This is a genomic window from Bradyrhizobium sp. BWC-3-1 (assembly GCF_032917965.1).
GTDB classification, from domain to species: Bacteria; Pseudomonadota; Alphaproteobacteria; order Rhizobiales; family Xanthobacteraceae; genus Bradyrhizobium; species Bradyrhizobium canariense_D.
Genome location: NZ_CP136625.1, coordinates 6851374 through 6866444, shown reverse-complemented (window position 1 = coordinate 6866444; position 15071 = coordinate 6851374). Strand labels below are relative to the sequence as shown.

Annotated in this window: 20 protein-coding genes and 1 riboswitch; of the genes, 8 read left to right on the top strand and 12 right to left on the bottom strand. The window is 62.9% G+C overall.

Annotated elements, in window-relative coordinates; translation table 11 throughout:
- Window positions 1-74 precede the first annotated feature (74 nt).
- Complete coding sequence (locus RX329_RS33085; RefSeq protein WP_007594679.1) at window positions 75-563, bottom strand: sigma-70 family RNA polymerase sigma factor; 489 nt, start codon at window positions 561-563, stop codon at window positions 75-77.
- A 173-nt stretch (window positions 564-736) separates the two neighbouring features.
- Here RX329_RS33085 and fabI point away from each other — a divergent pair, with 173 nt between their 5' ends.
- The 6 genes from fabI to RX329_RS33055 all read left to right on the top strand — a co-directional run bounded on the left by fabI (window position 737) and on the right by RX329_RS33055 (window position 6173).
- Complete coding sequence (fabI, locus tag RX329_RS33080) at window positions 737-1552, top strand: enoyl-ACP reductase FabI (RefSeq protein ID WP_085361367.1); 816 nt, start codon at window positions 737-739, stop codon at window positions 1550-1552.
- A 14-nt stretch (window positions 1553-1566) separates the two neighbouring features.
- A complete protein-coding gene (locus RX329_RS33075; RefSeq protein WP_317244860.1) occupies window positions 1567-2166 on the top strand; it encodes a histidine phosphatase family protein in 600 nt (199 codons plus the stop codon).
- Between the two features lie 402 nt (window positions 2167-2568).
- Window positions 2569-2985, top strand: a complete 417-nt coding sequence (locus RX329_RS33070; protein WP_317244859.1) for a hypothetical protein — start codon at window positions 2569-2571, stop codon at window positions 2983-2985.
- Window positions 2986-3488: 503 nt separating this feature from the next.
- Window positions 3489-3776 carry an HU family DNA-binding protein gene (locus RX329_RS33065; RefSeq protein ID WP_085361385.1) on the top strand — a complete coding sequence of 96 codons (288 nt, stop codon included), beginning with the start codon at window positions 3489-3491 and terminating at the stop codon, window positions 3774-3776.
- 37 nt (window positions 3777-3813) lie between these two features.
- Window positions 3814-4902: a chorismate synthase gene (gene aroC / locus RX329_RS33060; protein WP_018456243.1), complete on the top strand. Its 1089-nt coding sequence runs from the start codon at window positions 3814-3816 to the stop codon at window positions 4900-4902.
- An 80-nt stretch (window positions 4903-4982) separates the two neighbouring features.
- Window positions 4983-6173: an adenylate/guanylate cyclase domain-containing protein gene (locus tag RX329_RS33055; RefSeq protein WP_085361370.1), complete on the top strand. Its 1191-nt coding sequence runs from the start codon at window positions 4983-4985 to the stop codon at window positions 6171-6173.
- Between the two features lie 41 nt (window positions 6174-6214).
- Here the strand turns inward: RX329_RS33055 and RX329_RS33050 are convergent, their stop codons facing one another.
- The 8 genes from RX329_RS33050 to RX329_RS33015 all read right to left on the bottom strand — a co-directional run bounded on the left by RX329_RS33050 (window position 6215) and on the right by RX329_RS33015 (window position 11006).
- The gene (locus tag RX329_RS33050; RefSeq protein WP_410706135.1) at window positions 6215-7384 is read right to left on the bottom strand and encodes a sensor histidine kinase; all 1170 of its coding nucleotides are present in this window, start codon (window positions 7382-7384) and stop codon (window positions 6215-6217) included.
- A gap of 60 nt (window positions 7385-7444) precedes the next feature.
- Entirely contained in the window at window positions 7445-7696 is a 252-nt protein-coding gene (locus RX329_RS33045; RefSeq protein ID WP_247565638.1) for a hypothetical protein, read from the bottom strand.
- Between the two features lie 189 nt (window positions 7697-7885).
- Entirely contained in the window at window positions 7886-8080 is a 195-nt protein-coding gene (locus RX329_RS33040) for a hypothetical protein (protein ID WP_219678576.1), read from the bottom strand.
- A 178-nt stretch (window positions 8081-8258) separates the two neighbouring features.
- Window positions 8259-8564: an ATP-dependent Clp protease adapter ClpS gene (gene clpS / locus RX329_RS33035; RefSeq protein WP_007594672.1), complete on the bottom strand. Its 306-nt coding sequence runs from the start codon at window positions 8562-8564 to the stop codon at window positions 8259-8261.
- A 45-nt stretch (window positions 8565-8609) separates the two neighbouring features.
- Window positions 8610-8951 carry a DUF190 domain-containing protein gene (locus RX329_RS33030; RefSeq protein ID WP_317244857.1) on the bottom strand — a complete coding sequence of 114 codons (342 nt, stop codon included), beginning with the start codon at window positions 8949-8951 and terminating at the stop codon, window positions 8610-8612.
- 2 nt (window positions 8952-8953) lie between these two features.
- Window positions 8954-9382 (bottom strand): fluoride efflux transporter CrcB, encoded by a 429-nt coding sequence (gene crcB / locus RX329_RS33025; protein ID WP_247565637.1) that lies wholly within the window; start codon window positions 9380-9382, stop codon window positions 8954-8956.
- Window positions 9383-9388: 6 nt separating this feature from the next.
- The gene (gene crcB / locus RX329_RS33020; protein ID WP_035969403.1) at window positions 9389-9754 is read right to left on the bottom strand and encodes a fluoride efflux transporter CrcB; all 366 of its coding nucleotides are present in this window, start codon (window positions 9752-9754) and stop codon (window positions 9389-9391) included.
- A 40-nt stretch (window positions 9755-9794) separates the two neighbouring features.
- Window positions 9795-11006 carry an MFS transporter gene (locus RX329_RS33015; RefSeq protein WP_247565635.1) on the bottom strand — a complete coding sequence of 404 codons (1212 nt, stop codon included), beginning with the start codon at window positions 11004-11006 and terminating at the stop codon, window positions 9795-9797.
- Between the two features lie 123 nt (window positions 11007-11129).
- A riboswitch (Fluoride riboswitch) is annotated at window positions 11130-11207 on the bottom strand.
- 285 nt (window positions 11208-11492) lie between these two features.
- On the opposite strand from RX329_RS33015, the gene RX329_RS33010 reads away from it, so the two are divergent.
- Both RX329_RS33010 and RX329_RS33005 read left to right on the top strand, forming a co-directional pair.
- On the top strand, window positions 11493-12377 hold the full coding sequence (locus RX329_RS33010) for a DUF1194 domain-containing protein (protein WP_018456251.1): 885 nt from the start codon (window positions 11493-11495) through the stop codon (window positions 12375-12377).
- Window positions 12378-12552: 175 nt separating this feature from the next.
- Window positions 12553-13185, top strand: coding sequence for a hypothetical protein (locus RX329_RS33005; RefSeq protein WP_018456252.1), 633 nt, complete (start codon window positions 12553-12555; stop codon window positions 13183-13185).
- A gap of 4 nt (window positions 13186-13189) precedes the next feature.
- On the opposite strand, the gene RX329_RS33000 is transcribed toward RX329_RS33005, so the two are convergent.
- The 3 genes from RX329_RS33000 to RX329_RS32990 form a co-directional block, all read right to left on the bottom strand.
- A complete protein-coding gene (locus RX329_RS33000) occupies window positions 13190-13354 on the bottom strand; it encodes a hypothetical protein (RefSeq protein ID WP_018456253.1) in 165 nt (54 codons plus the stop codon).
- Entirely contained in the window at window positions 13330-13707 is a 378-nt protein-coding gene (locus RX329_RS32995) for a hypothetical protein (RefSeq protein ID WP_317244856.1), read from the bottom strand. Before RX329_RS32995 ends, RX329_RS33000 begins: the two co-directional genes overlap by 25 nt.
- A 268-nt stretch (window positions 13708-13975) precedes the next feature.
- Window positions 13976-15034, bottom strand: a complete 1059-nt coding sequence (locus RX329_RS32990) for a class I SAM-dependent methyltransferase (RefSeq protein WP_317244855.1) — start codon at window positions 15032-15034, stop codon at window positions 13976-13978.
- Window positions 15035-15071: the final 37 nt, after the last annotated feature.

Sequence of the window (15071 nt, the reverse complement as noted above, 5' to 3'; positions counted from 1 at the left end):
TTCTTCGTGGTTCAACTGCGCCGCTTCCCATGCCATGCAGGAGGAACGACCGGCGCGATGCATCAATCCTGCCATCATTTCACCCGCCTGAGCGCCGGGCGCTCGCCCTCCAGCGAGGCTTTGACGTGGGCGCGTGCGCGTGCCAGGCGCGACATCACGGTGCCGATCGGCACGCCCTGGATGTCGGCGACCTCGCGGTAACTCATGCCCTCCAGCATGACCAGGAGCAGCACCGAGCGTTGCTCCTCGACGAGCGTCGCCAGCGCCCTCTCGATATCGCGCCCTTCGGCTTCGGTCCCGCTGGCATCCGGGTTGTTCTCCGTCAGCTGCATGAATTGCGGCCGCCGTGCCAGCGAGCGCCGCCGGTTCTTGTTGAGGTTGGTCAGGATCGTATAGAGCCAGCTCCTGACGTCGCCCCCGAGAAACAGGCGCTCCGAACGCAGCGCTCGCACCAGCGTATCCTGCACCAGATCATCGGCCGCATCCGCCTCGCGCGTGAGCGCGCGGGCGTAGCGGCGCAACGCCGGGATCATGGCTTCAACACTCTGGCGAAACGCACTCATTGCGGTCTTGACGTCCTGATGTTCGGCGCGAGCGCCACAACGATCATAACACCCGAGCGGAACGGCTATTCCGGCCCTTGAAACAGCGTTAACGCCGCGTATTAGGACTGTACCGCAACGGAGGGCTGGTGTACCTCCAAACCTCACCGGGAGCTCGACGGGACGTTAGCAAAATGGCGCAGAATTCAGGTCTGATGCAGGGCAAGCGAGGCGTGGTCCTCGGCGTTGCCAACAACCGCTCGATCGCCTGGGGCATTGCCAAGGCATGCCACGCGGCCGGCGCCGAGCTCGCCTTCACCTATCAGGGCGATGCGCTGAAGAAGCGCGTCGAGCCGCTCGCCGCCGAGATCGGCGGGCTCGTGCTCGGCCATTGCGACGTCACCGATGCCGCGACCATCGATGCGGCCTTCGCGGTGCTGAAGGAGAAGTGGGGCAAGATCGACTTCCTCGTGCATGCGATCGCCTATGGCGAGCAGCTCGACGGCCGCTACGTCGACACCACGCAGGAGAATTTTTCGAAGTCCATGCTGATCTCCTGCTACTCGTTCACAGCCGTGGCGCAACGCGCCGAGAAGCTGATGACCGACGGCGGCTCGCTCATCACGCTCAGCTATTACGGCGCCGAGAAGTGGATGCCGCATTACAACGTCATGGGCGTTGCGAAAGCGGCGCTCGAAGCGAGCGTGCGTTATCTCGCCGCCGATCTCGGCGAGAAGAACATCCGCGTCAACGCGATCTCCGCGGGGCCGATCAAAACCCTCGCGGCGTCCGGCATCGGCGATTTCCGCTATATCCTGAAGTGGAACGAGGCCAACGCACCGCTGCGGCGCAACGTCTCCACGGAAGACGTCGGCGGCAGCGCGCTGTATTTCCTCTCCGACCTCTCGCGCGGCGTCACCGGCGAGGTGCACCACGTCGATTCCGGCTATCACGTGCTCGGCATGAAGCGCCCGGAGGCGCCGGACATTTCGTTTGGCGGGAAGGACTAACTTTTCACCCAGCAATGCCCGTGCCCACGATCTATTACCTTCGCCACGGCGAGACCGAGTGGAATGCGCTCGGGAGGCTTCAGGGCATCAAGGACATTCCGCTGAACGCGCGCGGTCGCGATCAGGCCGTGCAGGCCGGCGGCATTCTCGCCGATTTGTTCAAGCGCGAGGGCCGCGACAAGGCTGCATTACCCTACGTGTCGAGTCCGCTTGGCCGCGCGCAAGTGACTATGGAACTGGCGCGGAGCACGCTCGACCTGCCGACTGCGGACTATACGCTCGACGATCGCCTGCGCGAGATCGGCTACGGCACCTGGGAGGGGCTGACGCTAGCCGAGGGTGAGGCCTCCGATCCCGACATCTACGCCCGGCGCCTCGCCGACAAATGGACGGTGGGCCCCGCGGGCGGGGAGACCTACGCCGATGTCCAGGTCCGCGTGCGCGCCTGGTACGACCAGCTCCGGACCGACACCGTCGCGGTCGCCCATGGCGGGACCTGCCGGGCCCTGATGGTTTCACTCGGCCTGGAGACGCCGGCGACCGCCGCCGAACTCTACATCGAGCAGGGCGCCGTCTACGTGTTCCGGGACGGGCGGCTGGAGAAGTACGTTTAATTTTGCATCAGCGCGTATTTCTCGATTGATGGAGGCCGTCGACATGTTCCCAATTTTGCAACAACGTCAATGGGTTGAATGATCAGTCGGCTGTCACTAAATCTCTCGAGAAAGTAATCGAGTCGCTTCATAACCTTTGAGGAATTTCGCGCGAAGGTTGCGGGGTTCCCTTTTCCTGTCGATTGACTGTAGGGGAGCGTGTATAGGCCTGAACGAACCAATACTGTCAGCGACGATGGAGAATTGATGCCTGGGAAGGGGGGGCCTACGCTTATTCTTGCCCTGGACGAGACTTTTGGAGAAGCACTAGCTCCCGACAGGGTTGACCCATTGGAAGGAGAACTTCGACCGCAGAGTCTTCACAGACTTTCGCGCGATACAGCTCGGCTGTTGAAGCAACTGATGGTGGTGACCGAGAAAGGTCTCGGTGTTACGCGCTATGTCTACTCCGAATTGCCGATCCTGTGGGTCGTGGATAGTGTAGGCAAGTTCTGGTTTTCTATCGAGGAAGTCGTGAACGCGACGACGCGAGAATACATCTTTCCACGAGCGCGGTATTTCCGAACTGCGGAAGGTACGCAAAAGCTTAGCCACCCCGCCCTCATCGAAGCCGGTCCGGGAAGGATTGGTGGAGAAATTCTATTCGATCTTCATTATAAGCCATCTGCTGCCTGGTGCATCACGAATGGTTCCGGCCGATATGGCACGCGTCCCGGCCGCACTCCTGATCACTTGGCAAATGCGGCAAAGGAGTTTGCCCGATACGGTATCAAGCTGCAGGACGTGTTCATCCCGACGATGGCGAGGAATAGAACGTGAAAGCTGCAACGTCGGTATCTCTCGATAGACTGCATCGTTTGCGGCCGAGCGACATAGAAGCGATAAGAGGTCGGTCGGATCGAGACGACGCGCTTGCCGGAGTTGTTGCGACCTTTGTGAGGTATTTAGCCGATCTCAAGGACCCCCACGAAGTCGAGCTCGATGATGTCATTCGGATCGCTCTGCAACTCAAAGCGGCGACCGTTTGGGATAGAGTGAAACCATCCGATTTTGGCGCCGTCTTCAAGGATCATATTGATCCCAAAATATTCGCAGCTTTGAATGATGCGCTCAATGATTCATCTGAGGACGTGCCTTCTGCCGTAGCCAAGGCAAGTTCGTCGATCCTCCAGGCAGCAAAGCGTAAGCTGAGCGAGAGCGAACTGACGCTCGGTCGCCGTCTGCCGGACGACAGACGTCATGCTGTTGCAGAGAAGTACGTGCCGGAGCTCAGACGCAAGGCACCAAGTCCGGCTGTGTCCCAGCACAGCTCGCACACGCAAATGTCCAAGTCGGCTCTCATCGAGAAGATTGCAACTGCCACCGAGCTCTCCAAGCGCGACGTTAAGAGCGTTATGGAGACGCTGACGGATGTTGGCCACAAAGAGCTGAAGAAGAATGGCTTGTTCCTGGTACCGGGCTTCGCCAAGTTCGTGGTCGTCAAGAAGCCTGCGACCAAGGCGCGCAAGGGTACAAACCCCTTTACGGGTGAGGAAATGATGTTCAAGGCCAAGCCGGCCCGGAAGATTGTTCGCGCCCGTCCCGTCAAGGCTACGAGAGATTCGGCATAGACCGATCGAGCCTTATTCCCGAATTAGTGAGATACGAATGTCCTTCAACACCTTCGGCCACATGTTCCGCGTCACGACCTTCGGCGAGAGCCATGGGGTGGCGATCGGCTGCGTGGTCGATGGCTGCCCGCCCATGATTCCGCTCGTCGAGGCCGACATCCAGGGTGATCTTGATCGCCGCCGGCCCGGCCAGTCGCGCTTCACGACCCAGCGTCAGGAGCCGGACCAGGTCAAGATCCTCTCCGGCGTGATGGCGCATCCGGAGACCGGCGTGCAGGTGACGACGGGCACGCCGATCGGGCTCCTGATCGAGAACACCGACCAGCGCTCGAAGGACTATTCCGAGATCAAGGACAAGTTTCGCCCTGGTCATGCCGACTTCACCTATGAAGCGAAGTACGGCCTGCGCGACTATCGCGGCGGCGGTCGCTCGTCGGCGCGCGAGACTGCGACGCGCGTCGCCGCCGGCGCGATCGCGCGAAAAGTGCTGCCCGACGTGAAGGTACGCGGCGCGCTGGTGCAGATGGGCCCGCACAAGATCGACCGCGCGAAGTGGGACTGGGACGAGATTGCGAAAAACCCGTTCTTCTGTCCCGACAAGGACAAGGCCGCGTTCTTCGAGACCTATCTCGACGGCATCCGCAAGAGCGGCTCCTCGATCGGCGCTGTGATCGAGGTCGTCGCCGAAGGTGTGCCGGCCGGCCTTGGCGCCCCGATCTACGCCAAGCTCGATGCCGAGCTCGCCGCCGCAATGATGAGCATCAATGCCGTGAAGGGCGTCGAGATCGGCGCCGGCTTCGGCGCGGCCGAACTCACCGGGGAAGAGAACGCCGACGAGATGCGCACCGGCAATGACGGCACGCGTTTTCTCTCCAATCACGCCGGCGGCGTGCTGGGCGGCATCTCCACGGGGCAGCCGGTGGTGGTGCGTTTCGCGGTCAAACCGACCTCGTCGATCCTGCAGCCGCGTCTCACCGTCGATCGCAACGGCGCCGACACCGAGATCATGACCAAGGGCCGCCACGATCCCTGCGTCGGCATCCGCGCCGTCCCCGTCGGCGAAGCCATGATGGCCTGCGTGCTGGCGGATCATTTCCTGCGCGACCGCGGCCAGGTCGGGCGGTAGCGTTGCGCGAGGCGCTTGTACCGCGCCACTAGCCCACCGCGCAGCTTGACGATCCCACAACTTCGTCCGCAAATGCGCGCATGGAAAGCTCCGAGCTCCAACGTATCACCAGCTGGCTGATCGACGGCGCCTGGTCGTCGAAGGCCCCGGCCGAGATGACGGCGGAAGCCTGCGAACGGATGGTCGCAGCCGGTCTGCCGCTATGGCGGTTCGGCATCTTCATCCGCACGCTGCATCCCGAAATTTTCGGTCGCAACTTCATCTGGCGGGAGGGCGAGGAGGTCGAGATCGGCACGGTCGATTTCGAGATCCTGGAGACGCCGGAATTCGCCAGAAGTCCGCTGCGGGTCGTGTTCGAGCAGGGACTTGAGGTGCGGGGACGCATGGAGGATCCCCGCAGCAAGCATTTCCCTTTTTTCGACGACATGCGTGCCGAAGGCGTCACCGACTACGTCGCGACGCCAATGCAGTTTCTCGACGGCTCGGTCCACGCGACCAGCTGGACCACGCGCCATCCAGGCGGCTTCACCGATGACCACATCGCGGCGATTCACGCCATCATCAAGCCGCTGGCGCGCATCACCGAGATCATCAGCCTGCGCCGCACCGCCGAGATGCTTCTCGACACCTATGTCGGCAATCGTGCCGGCGCGCGCATCCTCGGCGGTCAGATCCGCCGCGGCCACAACGACACCATGCAGGCTGCGATCTGGCTCTCCGATCTGCGTGGCTTCACCGCACTGTCGGACCGGCTGCCGGCCGAGACCGTGGTCGAGATCCTCAACCATTATTTCGACTGCCAGGTCGCCGCGATCCGCGGTCATGGCGGCGAGGTGCTGAAATTCATGGGCGACGGCCTGCTCGCGGTATTCCCGATCGACGAATATGTCGGCGATGCCGCGCATGTCTGCACGCGCGTGCTGGAAGCGGCGCGCGAATCCCGCGCCAGCGTCGAGGCGCTCGCGTATCCTGTCGGCGACGTCGTCGAGCGCTTCCGCTTCGGCGTGGCGCTCCACGTCGGCAACATCCTCTACGGCAATATTGGAGGCGGCAACCGCCTCGACTTCACCTGCATCGGCCCCGCCGTGAACCTTGCCGCCAGGCTCGAGAAGATCACGGGTCGCCTGGGGCGGACCGTCGTCGCCTCGGAAATGTTCGCCAATGTCTGCCGGCACGACTGGCACGAGCTCGGCGAATTCCCGATCGCAGGCTTTTCAAAGGCGCAACGCGTGTACGGGCTGACGGAGGAGACGCCGGTGGCGATGGCCTGAGGTCGTCCTCGGATGACCGCCGCCAAGCCGGTAAGCAGAATTCAGGCGTTCGACGCGATCACCGACCTCAGCGGGACATCCAGCTGATAGACGAATCCGGACGGTTCATAGGCCAGCCGCACCTGCCCGTTCAGTTGCTGGCCGAGCGATTCGATCATCCGGGTGCCGTAGCTTCGCCGTGTTGGCGGCGCCACCGCAGGGCCGCCGCTTTCGCTCCACTTCAGGCGCAGCCTTTGCTCGATCTCGTCCACCGTCCATGCGATCTCGACATGGCCGGAGGAACTGGACAGCGCGCCGAACTTCGTGGTGTTGGTGCAGAGCTCGTTGAACGTCATCGCGAGCGCTATCACGGCACCGGACGTGATCCGGAGATCCGGCCCATTGAAATGGAATCGTCGACCCCCCTGACTGTCAAAAGGATCGGTGGCGCCGCTCAGGGTGTGAGTGAGGCTCGCATTTGACCAGCTGACCTGTATCAACAGGTCGTGGGCGCGCCCCAACGCCAGCAAGCGGCCATCCATGGCCTTTTGGCCTTGCTCGAGATTGATTGCGGCCCGAAAGCTCTGGGCTGCGATCGCGCTCACCGTCGCAAGCGTATTCTTGATGCGATGATGCAGCTCTCCGAGGATCAGCTTTTGCAACTTGTCGGCAGCCTCGCGTTCGTGGGCTTCGATGCCGGCTTGAGCGAGCAGGACCTTGGCGTCGGTGTCGGCCTGTTCCAGCAACAGGCGCAGATTGTCGTTCTCCGCGACCAGGACCGATTCCTGTGGCGATCGCGCAACCTCGAGGTTTTCCCCAGGATCCGTCGTTGTGTTCGGAAGGATTTTGAGCGCGCCCGCTCCGATCATCGTCTGCAACTGCGAGATCATTTCGTCGACGGCGAGCGGCTTGCGAAAGAAGCGACTGTCCGCCGGCGTTTCGGTTTCAGACGGCTTTACCTGACCGGAAACCAGCACGATCTTGATGGCAGGCCAGCGATCGTGCACCGCGTGGGCGAGCTTCAACCCGTCCATGGTGCCGGGCATCTGGATGTCGCTGAACAGAAGCGAGATGTCCGACCGCGACTCGAGGATCGAGATTGCTTCGTCGGCGTTGACGGCCTCCACAGGGCAGAAGCCTGCATCCTCCACGATATCGACCGCGCGCATGCGCAGGATCATCTCGTCTTCGACGACGAGAACGTTCGGCAAGGAGGTTGGAGGTGTTGACATCTGTGCACGACACTTTCTGGCTCATCCGACAAGCTCGGCCGGCGCTTTGAGATTGATGGTCTAGCGGCGCGCAGTGACCAAACGAGCTTCATGAATCCTGACATCGGATTCACCTCGGCGCAGACACGATGCTTCGAAGTCCGGCCAGACCTGGCCCAGGCAATTCCTGGCCACCGGATGGCTCGCCAGCCGGTCCGACTTCGCCAAAGCGACTGTCTCGCGCGCCTTCACTTGCGGAGCAAAACCGGGCAACAGCATCACGGACACTCCGAGGAGCGCGAACATCGCGAAGGCGATAAGAGATTTCATCATCGGGGGCTGCTTTGCTGTTGGCTGCTCCCGCTGCGTTCGGGGAACGCTATCTCAACAATCAAAACAAGATATCGTTCACCACGTACAACTTATATTTGAGTTCGGTTGCCGGCAATGCGGCGTCGGCGCTCAACTGGCACTGCTGCCTTGGGCTTCCGCTCCGTCAGCAGGCCGATGCTGCATTGGCGACTAGCGCGGCGCCTTCAGGCCTGGCGAACTCAGCCAATCATGAATGTGCGAGGCCGTTTCGCTCAATCGCGCCGCTTTGAGCAGCGATTCCCGCTGAACGCCGGGCGGGGCTATCTCCGCGCGACGGCGGGCCTCGGCGGCCAATTGGGCAAGGCGATTGCTCAGCGGGATGGTGCGCTTGGTGGTGTCTTGCATGGGACGCTCCGCATTGGCGGGAGCGCAAAGACTCTCTCAGTCACCGATGGACGCCGTGATGGGCCGGTGATGGCTCACCATGCGCCTGTTGACGGCCAATAGATACATTATTCGGCAGAGCGGATTCGGCGCTGAATCCGAAAGAAGGCGCAAAAGCACCAAAGCCGGGCCGGGGCCACTATTCCTCCGGCTCCGTCGTGAACAGCAGGGGATAGCCCTTGGTGCGGCCGGCATCCGTTGCGCGGGTAGCCTTGGTCTCTGCGACGTCCTTGGTGAACACGGCGACCACGCAGGCGCCGAGCTTATGGGCCGTGATCATGACCTTGTAGGCCTGATCCTCGGTCATGCGGAACTCGGCTTTGAGGATCATCGTGACGAATTCGCGGGGCGTAAAGTCGTCGTTGATCAGGATGACCTTATGCAGCTTCGGCCGCTCGACCTTGGTCTTCGTCCTGGTTTTAGGTTTGGCAACAGTGTCGTTCATTCCGCCTCCCGGATATGGCGGGCTCGGGTTCCTGCCGGCGCGCGCTCAGCGCGCGGCCTTCTCACCATATTGCAGGACCTGCACCTTCTCCAAGGTGATCAGGCCGCTCGACATCATGCCATCCAGGATGGGCAGGAATGCATTGATGTTGTCCTCGCTGTCGACGATCTCGATCAACAGCGGCAGGTCTTCCGAGAGCCGCAGAATCTTCGACGTGTGGAGCCGGCTCGACTTGCCGAAGCCCATCGGGCCGCGCAGCACGGTAGCGCCGGCCACATGCCGCTCGCGCGCCGTCATCACGATCGCTTCATAGAGCGGCTTGCCGTCGAAATGGTCGTTCTCGCCAATGAAGATCCGGAGCGAAACTGCCTGATTGGGGATTTGCAAGATTAGCTCCTTCGCAAGCGGTTGGCGCCGCTGGCTATCATATGGCCTGCCCATACCGACACCAGCCAGCAAATGACGGATGCCGCGATATAGGCGAGCGCCGTATATTTCATGCCGCCGTGGAACAGGCGGAAGGTCTCCAGGCTGAAGGTTGAAAAGGTCGTGTAGCCGCCGCAGAACCCGGTCATGACGAACTGCCGGTGCTCGGGCCGCGCCAGCACGCGGCCGTCGGGCCCGGTCAGCGTCGCGTAGAAGCCGATGATCAGTGAGCCCGTGGCGTTGATGAACAGCGTCGCGACCGGGAAGCCGGGGCCGGTGTCGAGCGCAAGCCCGACCAGATAGCGCGTCAGCCCGCCGACCATGCTGCCGGCGGCAACCCAGGCATAGAGCGTCGCGGTGCGCCAGCGATCCGCAGAGGAGGGGGACTTCATCTGCCTCTAGCCTCCCAGAGTGTCCGCGAGGAGGAAGCCGCAACTGACGGCGGCGAGGCAGAGCACGACGGAGACCGCGACATTTCCGAGCGCGTGCATCGCCTCGCCGTTGCGCGCCAGCGTCAGCGTTTGCAGGCTGAACGAGGACACCGTGGTGTAGCAGCCAAGAAAGCCGGTGACCGCGAACAGCCATGGATCGGGCGCGGCGAAGGCCGAGCCGGGATGGGTCGCCAATGCGCCAAAAATGCCGATCAGAAAGGCGCCGGTGACGTTGATGGTCACGGTGCCCCACGGAAACGTCTCGCCCAGCCGCCGGGCGATCGCGCCGGAGATGAAATAGCGCGCGCAGCCGCCGAGCACGCTGCCGATCATGATCGTAAGCGCTCCGCTCAGCACGTCGAACAGCCCCCCGTCATCGTTTCTCCTCCGTTGCCAGCCCGTTGCCGACGGCGAACAGTCCCATGAGCGCGACCAGCGCGAAGCCGAGCCCGGCCAGGAACGTGCCGGCCGGACCATAGCTATCCCACAGCGCTCCGGCGATCACGCTTGCGGCCAGCATGGCAAGGCCGGTGAACAGGTTGAAATAGCCGAACGCGGTGCCGCGCAAGCTCGGTGGCGCTGCGTCGGCGACGAGGGCCGAGAGCAGGCCTTGCGTCAATCCCATATGCAGTCCCCACAGCACGACGCCGAGGGCGAGGCCGCCAAGGTTTGGCAGCAGTGCGAGCGCGAGATCGGCGCCGGCGAGGAAGACGAGGCCGAGCGCGAGCAAGCCGGTGCGGTTGATCCGGTCCGAGAGCACGCCGGCCGGATAGGCCGACAACGCATAGACTATGTTCATCAGCACCAGCACGGCCGGCACCCACATGGCATTGAGCCCGATGTTCTGCGCGCGCAGGATGAGGAAGGCTTCGCTGAAACGCGCCAGCGTGAACACGACGCCAACCGCGACCACGCGCCAGTACACGGACCCGAGCTGGCGCATCGCGGCGGTATTCAGTGGATTCCTTGACGGCTCCCGGCCAGGGTCCGGCTCCGGCTCGCTCACCGCGAACGCGATCAGCCCGAAAGACAGGAACGCCGGCAGCACCGCCACCCAGAACACCGCCGTAAAATTGTCCGCCGTCCACCACATCAGGCCGATCGCCATGAGCGGCCCGACGAACGCACCGATAGTGTCGAGCGACTGACGCAGGCCGAAGCTCGCGCCGCGCAAACCGATAGGTGCGATATCGGCGATCAGTGCATCGCGCGGCGCGCCGCGGATGCCCTTGCCGACGCGGTCGATGAAGCGCGCGGCAACCAGCCATTCGACGCTGGGGGCAAGCGGGAACAGCGGTTTTGTCAGCGCGGCCAGCCCGTAGCCGAGCGCGGCGAGCAATTTGCGCCGGCCGAGCCAGTCGGACAACGCGCCGGAGAAGATCTTCGTGATCGAGGCGGTCGCCTCGGCAATGCCCTCGATGAAGCCGACGGTGAGCGTGGAGGCGCCGAGCACGGTGACGAGATAGACCGGCAGCAGTGCGTGGATCATCTCGGAAGAGACGTCCATCAGCATCGAGACGAAACCGAGCACCCAGATTCCCCTGGGCAGCCCCGCACGCGCAGCATTCGGTGTTGTCGTCGTCACGTCCAGGACTTCTCCTCGGCCTCTCCTCGGCCGCTCCTTGCCTTCGCGTCCAGGCAACAAAAAACCCGCCGGCGGCGGGTTCGTCCATGCTCCCGCCGAAGGCAGAGGCCCCAAATTGCCCCTCCTCAAGCAGGAGTCATCAGCCCACTACGGTCACAGGCCGCCGGGCGGTTGTCGGGGGACTCCATCCCCATCTGTCCGGCCAGCCTAACATGGAAATCGCGCCGGACAAGTGGGCGAGGTGCTCTGTCCAGTGGCCCGTCAGTCCGGGAGCGCACCGCACTAGTGCATGCCGGTGCTGGCGATCGCGCAGTCCAGCGGCGCGAGCGCGGCAACATCGCGGCCGCTTTGCGTACTGCTTCGCAATTCCCGCCTGCAAATGCCTAACTGGCAAATGCCTAACCGGAATGTGAAGCGCGAGCGATCTTCGGACTTTGCGGCAAGGCGATTGCATGTCACCATCAGGTCATACGACGGGAGGCTGCGATGCGCTTGCTGTTCTCGATCGGGGCTGTGCTGGTGACCGGCATGTTCGCCGGAGGGGACGTCGCGGGCATCGCGGCACCAGGACCCAAGTTTGAGTCGCCCAGACTGGCGCTACTCAAAAATCAGCCGCAGCGGCAAGCAGCCGACAGAGACGCGCAGACGGTCGATGTCGAGCTGATCCTCGCCGTCGACGTCTCCTACTCCATGGACATGGACGAGCTCGCGGTCCAGCGTGAAGGCTATGCGCAGGCGATCCAGTCGAAGGAATTCCTGCAGGCGCTGAAGCTGGGCCCGAACGGCCGGATCGCGGTGACCTATTTCGAGTGGGCCGCTTCGACCGACCAGAAGATCATCATTCCGTGGCGGCTGGTCGACGGACCGGAGACCGCCGATGCCGTCGCCGCCGAAATCCTGAAGACGCCGATCCGGCGTGCCTCGCGCACCTCGATCTCCGGCGCGATCAGTTTCGCGATGCCGCTGTTCGACGAGGATCCCTATCGGGGCTTGCGCCGCGTGATCGACATTTCCGGCGACGGTCCCAACAACAATGGCACTCCGGTCACGATTGCGCGCGACGCAGCGATCGAGAAGGGTATCGTCATCAACGGCCTGCCGATCATGGTCAAGGAGCCGTCCTATTCGACCATGGATATCGACAATCTCGACTTCTACTATGAGGATTGCGTCATCGGCGGCCCCGGTTCCTTCGTCATCACGATCAAGGACCGCGATAAGTTCAAGGAAGCCATCCGCACCAAGCTCTTGATGGAGGTTGCGGGCCGTATGCCGGAGCGTCCCGTGATGCGGGTTGCGGAGAAGGACAAGGAGCCGCGTGTGAACTGCATGATCGGCGAGAAGATCTGGTCGGACCGCTGGGGTCGCTGAGCGCGGCCACCGGACGAGACCTTTTGCCCTATTTGCCGGCGATGGAATTTTAACCATGCGTTAACCGTTGCGTGGCCCTAATCGGCTGCTTTCATTTGTTTCCGGATAAGGTTCTGACGTTGCTGTCGGGGCGCGAAAGAAGCGGGCCTGTCAGACACATCCGCCGAGCAACCCAATGGCCATCGTCACCTCGAGCACCAGCCAGATTTCTCCCGCTCTCGAGCGAGTGTATCACCAGAGCTCCCTGCTCGGTGAGTGGAAGGGCAATTGGGCTGGCAACAACCAGCCCGTCAGCTTCAAGGTCGTGAACATCCGCGGGGCTCGGGCGCAAGTCGAGTACACCCATAACGGGCGCACCGAGCGCGGCTTTGGCGAGGTCGCCGGTTCGCTTCTCACCTTCGGCACGGTCACGGTCGGCACCAAGGACGGCAAGAGTCTGGTGCTGTTGTCATCTGCAGGCGCGGGCAAGCAGACCGCGACTCTCGAGAAGCAGGCGCCGCCGGCCTCCGACAGCCGCCTGATGGGAAGCTGGGGCGGCTATTCCAGTGACAATGGCAAGAGCGCGAGCTTCAGGGTGCTCGCTGTCAACGGCAACGAAGCGCAGGTCAGCGTCACCACAGATGGCGTCACCCGTCAGGGCACCGGCACCGTCTACAAGAACGTCATCATGTTCGGCCAGGCGCAGATTGCGACCGACGACGGGCAGAATGGCAAGATCATCTACCAGGTCCGCAACAAGTCCTTCGTGGTGCCCGTGACCAAATATCCGCCGTCGGATACGTCGTCCTCGGTGGACAGGACGGCGTAGCAGATCACGGCTGCTGCTCGCTGGACCGCGTCAGCGCCTTCAATTGCCGGTCGATCTGACGCAAGACGTCGCAGGCGGTCGCCAAAGCGCCATTGCCGATCAGTCGCCAGATCTCCGTCGCCTGCTCGTCCAGATGCGGAATTGTCAGCGGTAACCGCGCTGCTTCCATAGCGCACCCTTCTCGTTGATGAGATAGCGCTCGTTCAGTGCGAACACGATCTGCGCAACGCAGGCCAGCGACCGGTAGACGCATCCGGCGATATGGGTCTGCTCGTTACGTGCGGCCGCAAGCTCCGCATTCTCGATGCCGAAGAGGATTTCCCATTGGAAGCGCCGGATCAGAGCATCCCGCAACGGTTGCGGGTAGGGCAGCGCGATCGATTTCAACCGGTTGATCAGGTCTTGCGGATCGCGCAGTGGTTGGCAATAGGCGATCTCGCCCATCCAGATCGCCGAGCAGAAGCCGTGTGGATGGCCGGGCTGGTAGTCCATGGTGATGATGCCGGCCCGACAGGATTCCATGACGACACAGCGTCGGCGTTGCGATAGAGCAGGTCGACCCTTTGTCCGCCAACGGACAGCCAGGCACCTCCGATGATCCACGGCCCCCATTCAGCGCCATCGCAAATTCATGGAGAGCGGCTTCGTCGTCCTCCCGTCATGACGGACTCGCGTCGCCTTGTCCGATCGCCAGCTTACGTTGCGGCGCGAGCGAGGGAGGGTGTCGGCGCCGGGCGTGGCTGCAGCATCGGCATGGCATATGCCGCGGCCACGCGCCGGAATCGGAAGATCAGATCCGCGCCTCCAGAATCAGATTGAAGGGCGTTTCAGCGGCGCGGCGGAAGCGCGTCAGTCCGCCCTCTCGCGCGACCTTGCGCAGCCTTGCCTCGCCCGCTTGCGCGCCCAGTGCGAGGCCCACCTCCTGGTCGAGCGAGGCCGGCGTGCAGATCATGGTCGACGCCGCATAATAGACCCGCCCGACCGGGTTGAGATTGTCCTCGAGGCGGTCGCCTGCGAACGGCTCGACCAGCATGCAGGTGCCGTCCTTTGCCATGGTCTCGCGCACGTGGCCGATGGCGCCGACGGGATCGCCCATGTCATGCAGGCAATCGAAGAAGCAGACGAGATCATAGCCCTCGGCCGGATAGGTCTTGGCGGAATGAACAGCGAACCTGACCCGGTCGCCCAATCCGGCTTCGGTGGCCGCCTTTCGCGCGGCCTCGATCGAACCCTCGTGATAGTCGAAGCCGTAGAAGCGGGAGTTCGGGAAGGCTTCCGCCATCAGCCGTGTCGAGACGCCGTGCCCGCAGCCGACATCGGCGACCTTGGCGCCGCGCTTCAGCTTGTCCACGACGCCGTCGAGCGCGGGCAGCCATTCCTGCACCAGATGATGCATGTACCCGGTCCGGAAGAAGCGGGCGGTGCCGCAGAACAGGCACTCGCTGCGCCGGTTCCAGCCGACGCCCTTGCCGGATTTGAATGCGTCCGAGATCTTCGGCTCGTCGAGAAACGCCGAGGCAATGACATTCCCGAACGCGCCGAGGAACACCGGACTGTCCTCATCGGCAAGCGCCATCGCCTGCTCCGGTAGCATCGAGAATTTTGCCGAAGCGGAATCGTATTCGATGTAGCCGGACGCCGCCTGACTCGCGAGCCATTCGCGGACGTAGCGCTCCGCCGTCCCGGTGGCGCTTGCGAGCTCGGACGAGTTCATCGGTCCCTTGGCGGCAAGGGTACGGTAGAGACCGAGCTTGTCCCCGAGCAGGACCAGCGACGCATTCATCGCCGCCCCGAATTCGGTGACCATCTTGCCCATAAAGGCATTCAACTTGTCGGAATTGACCTCCATGACAGCCTCCGTGCTGACGCGCCCCCTTAGGTGGGTC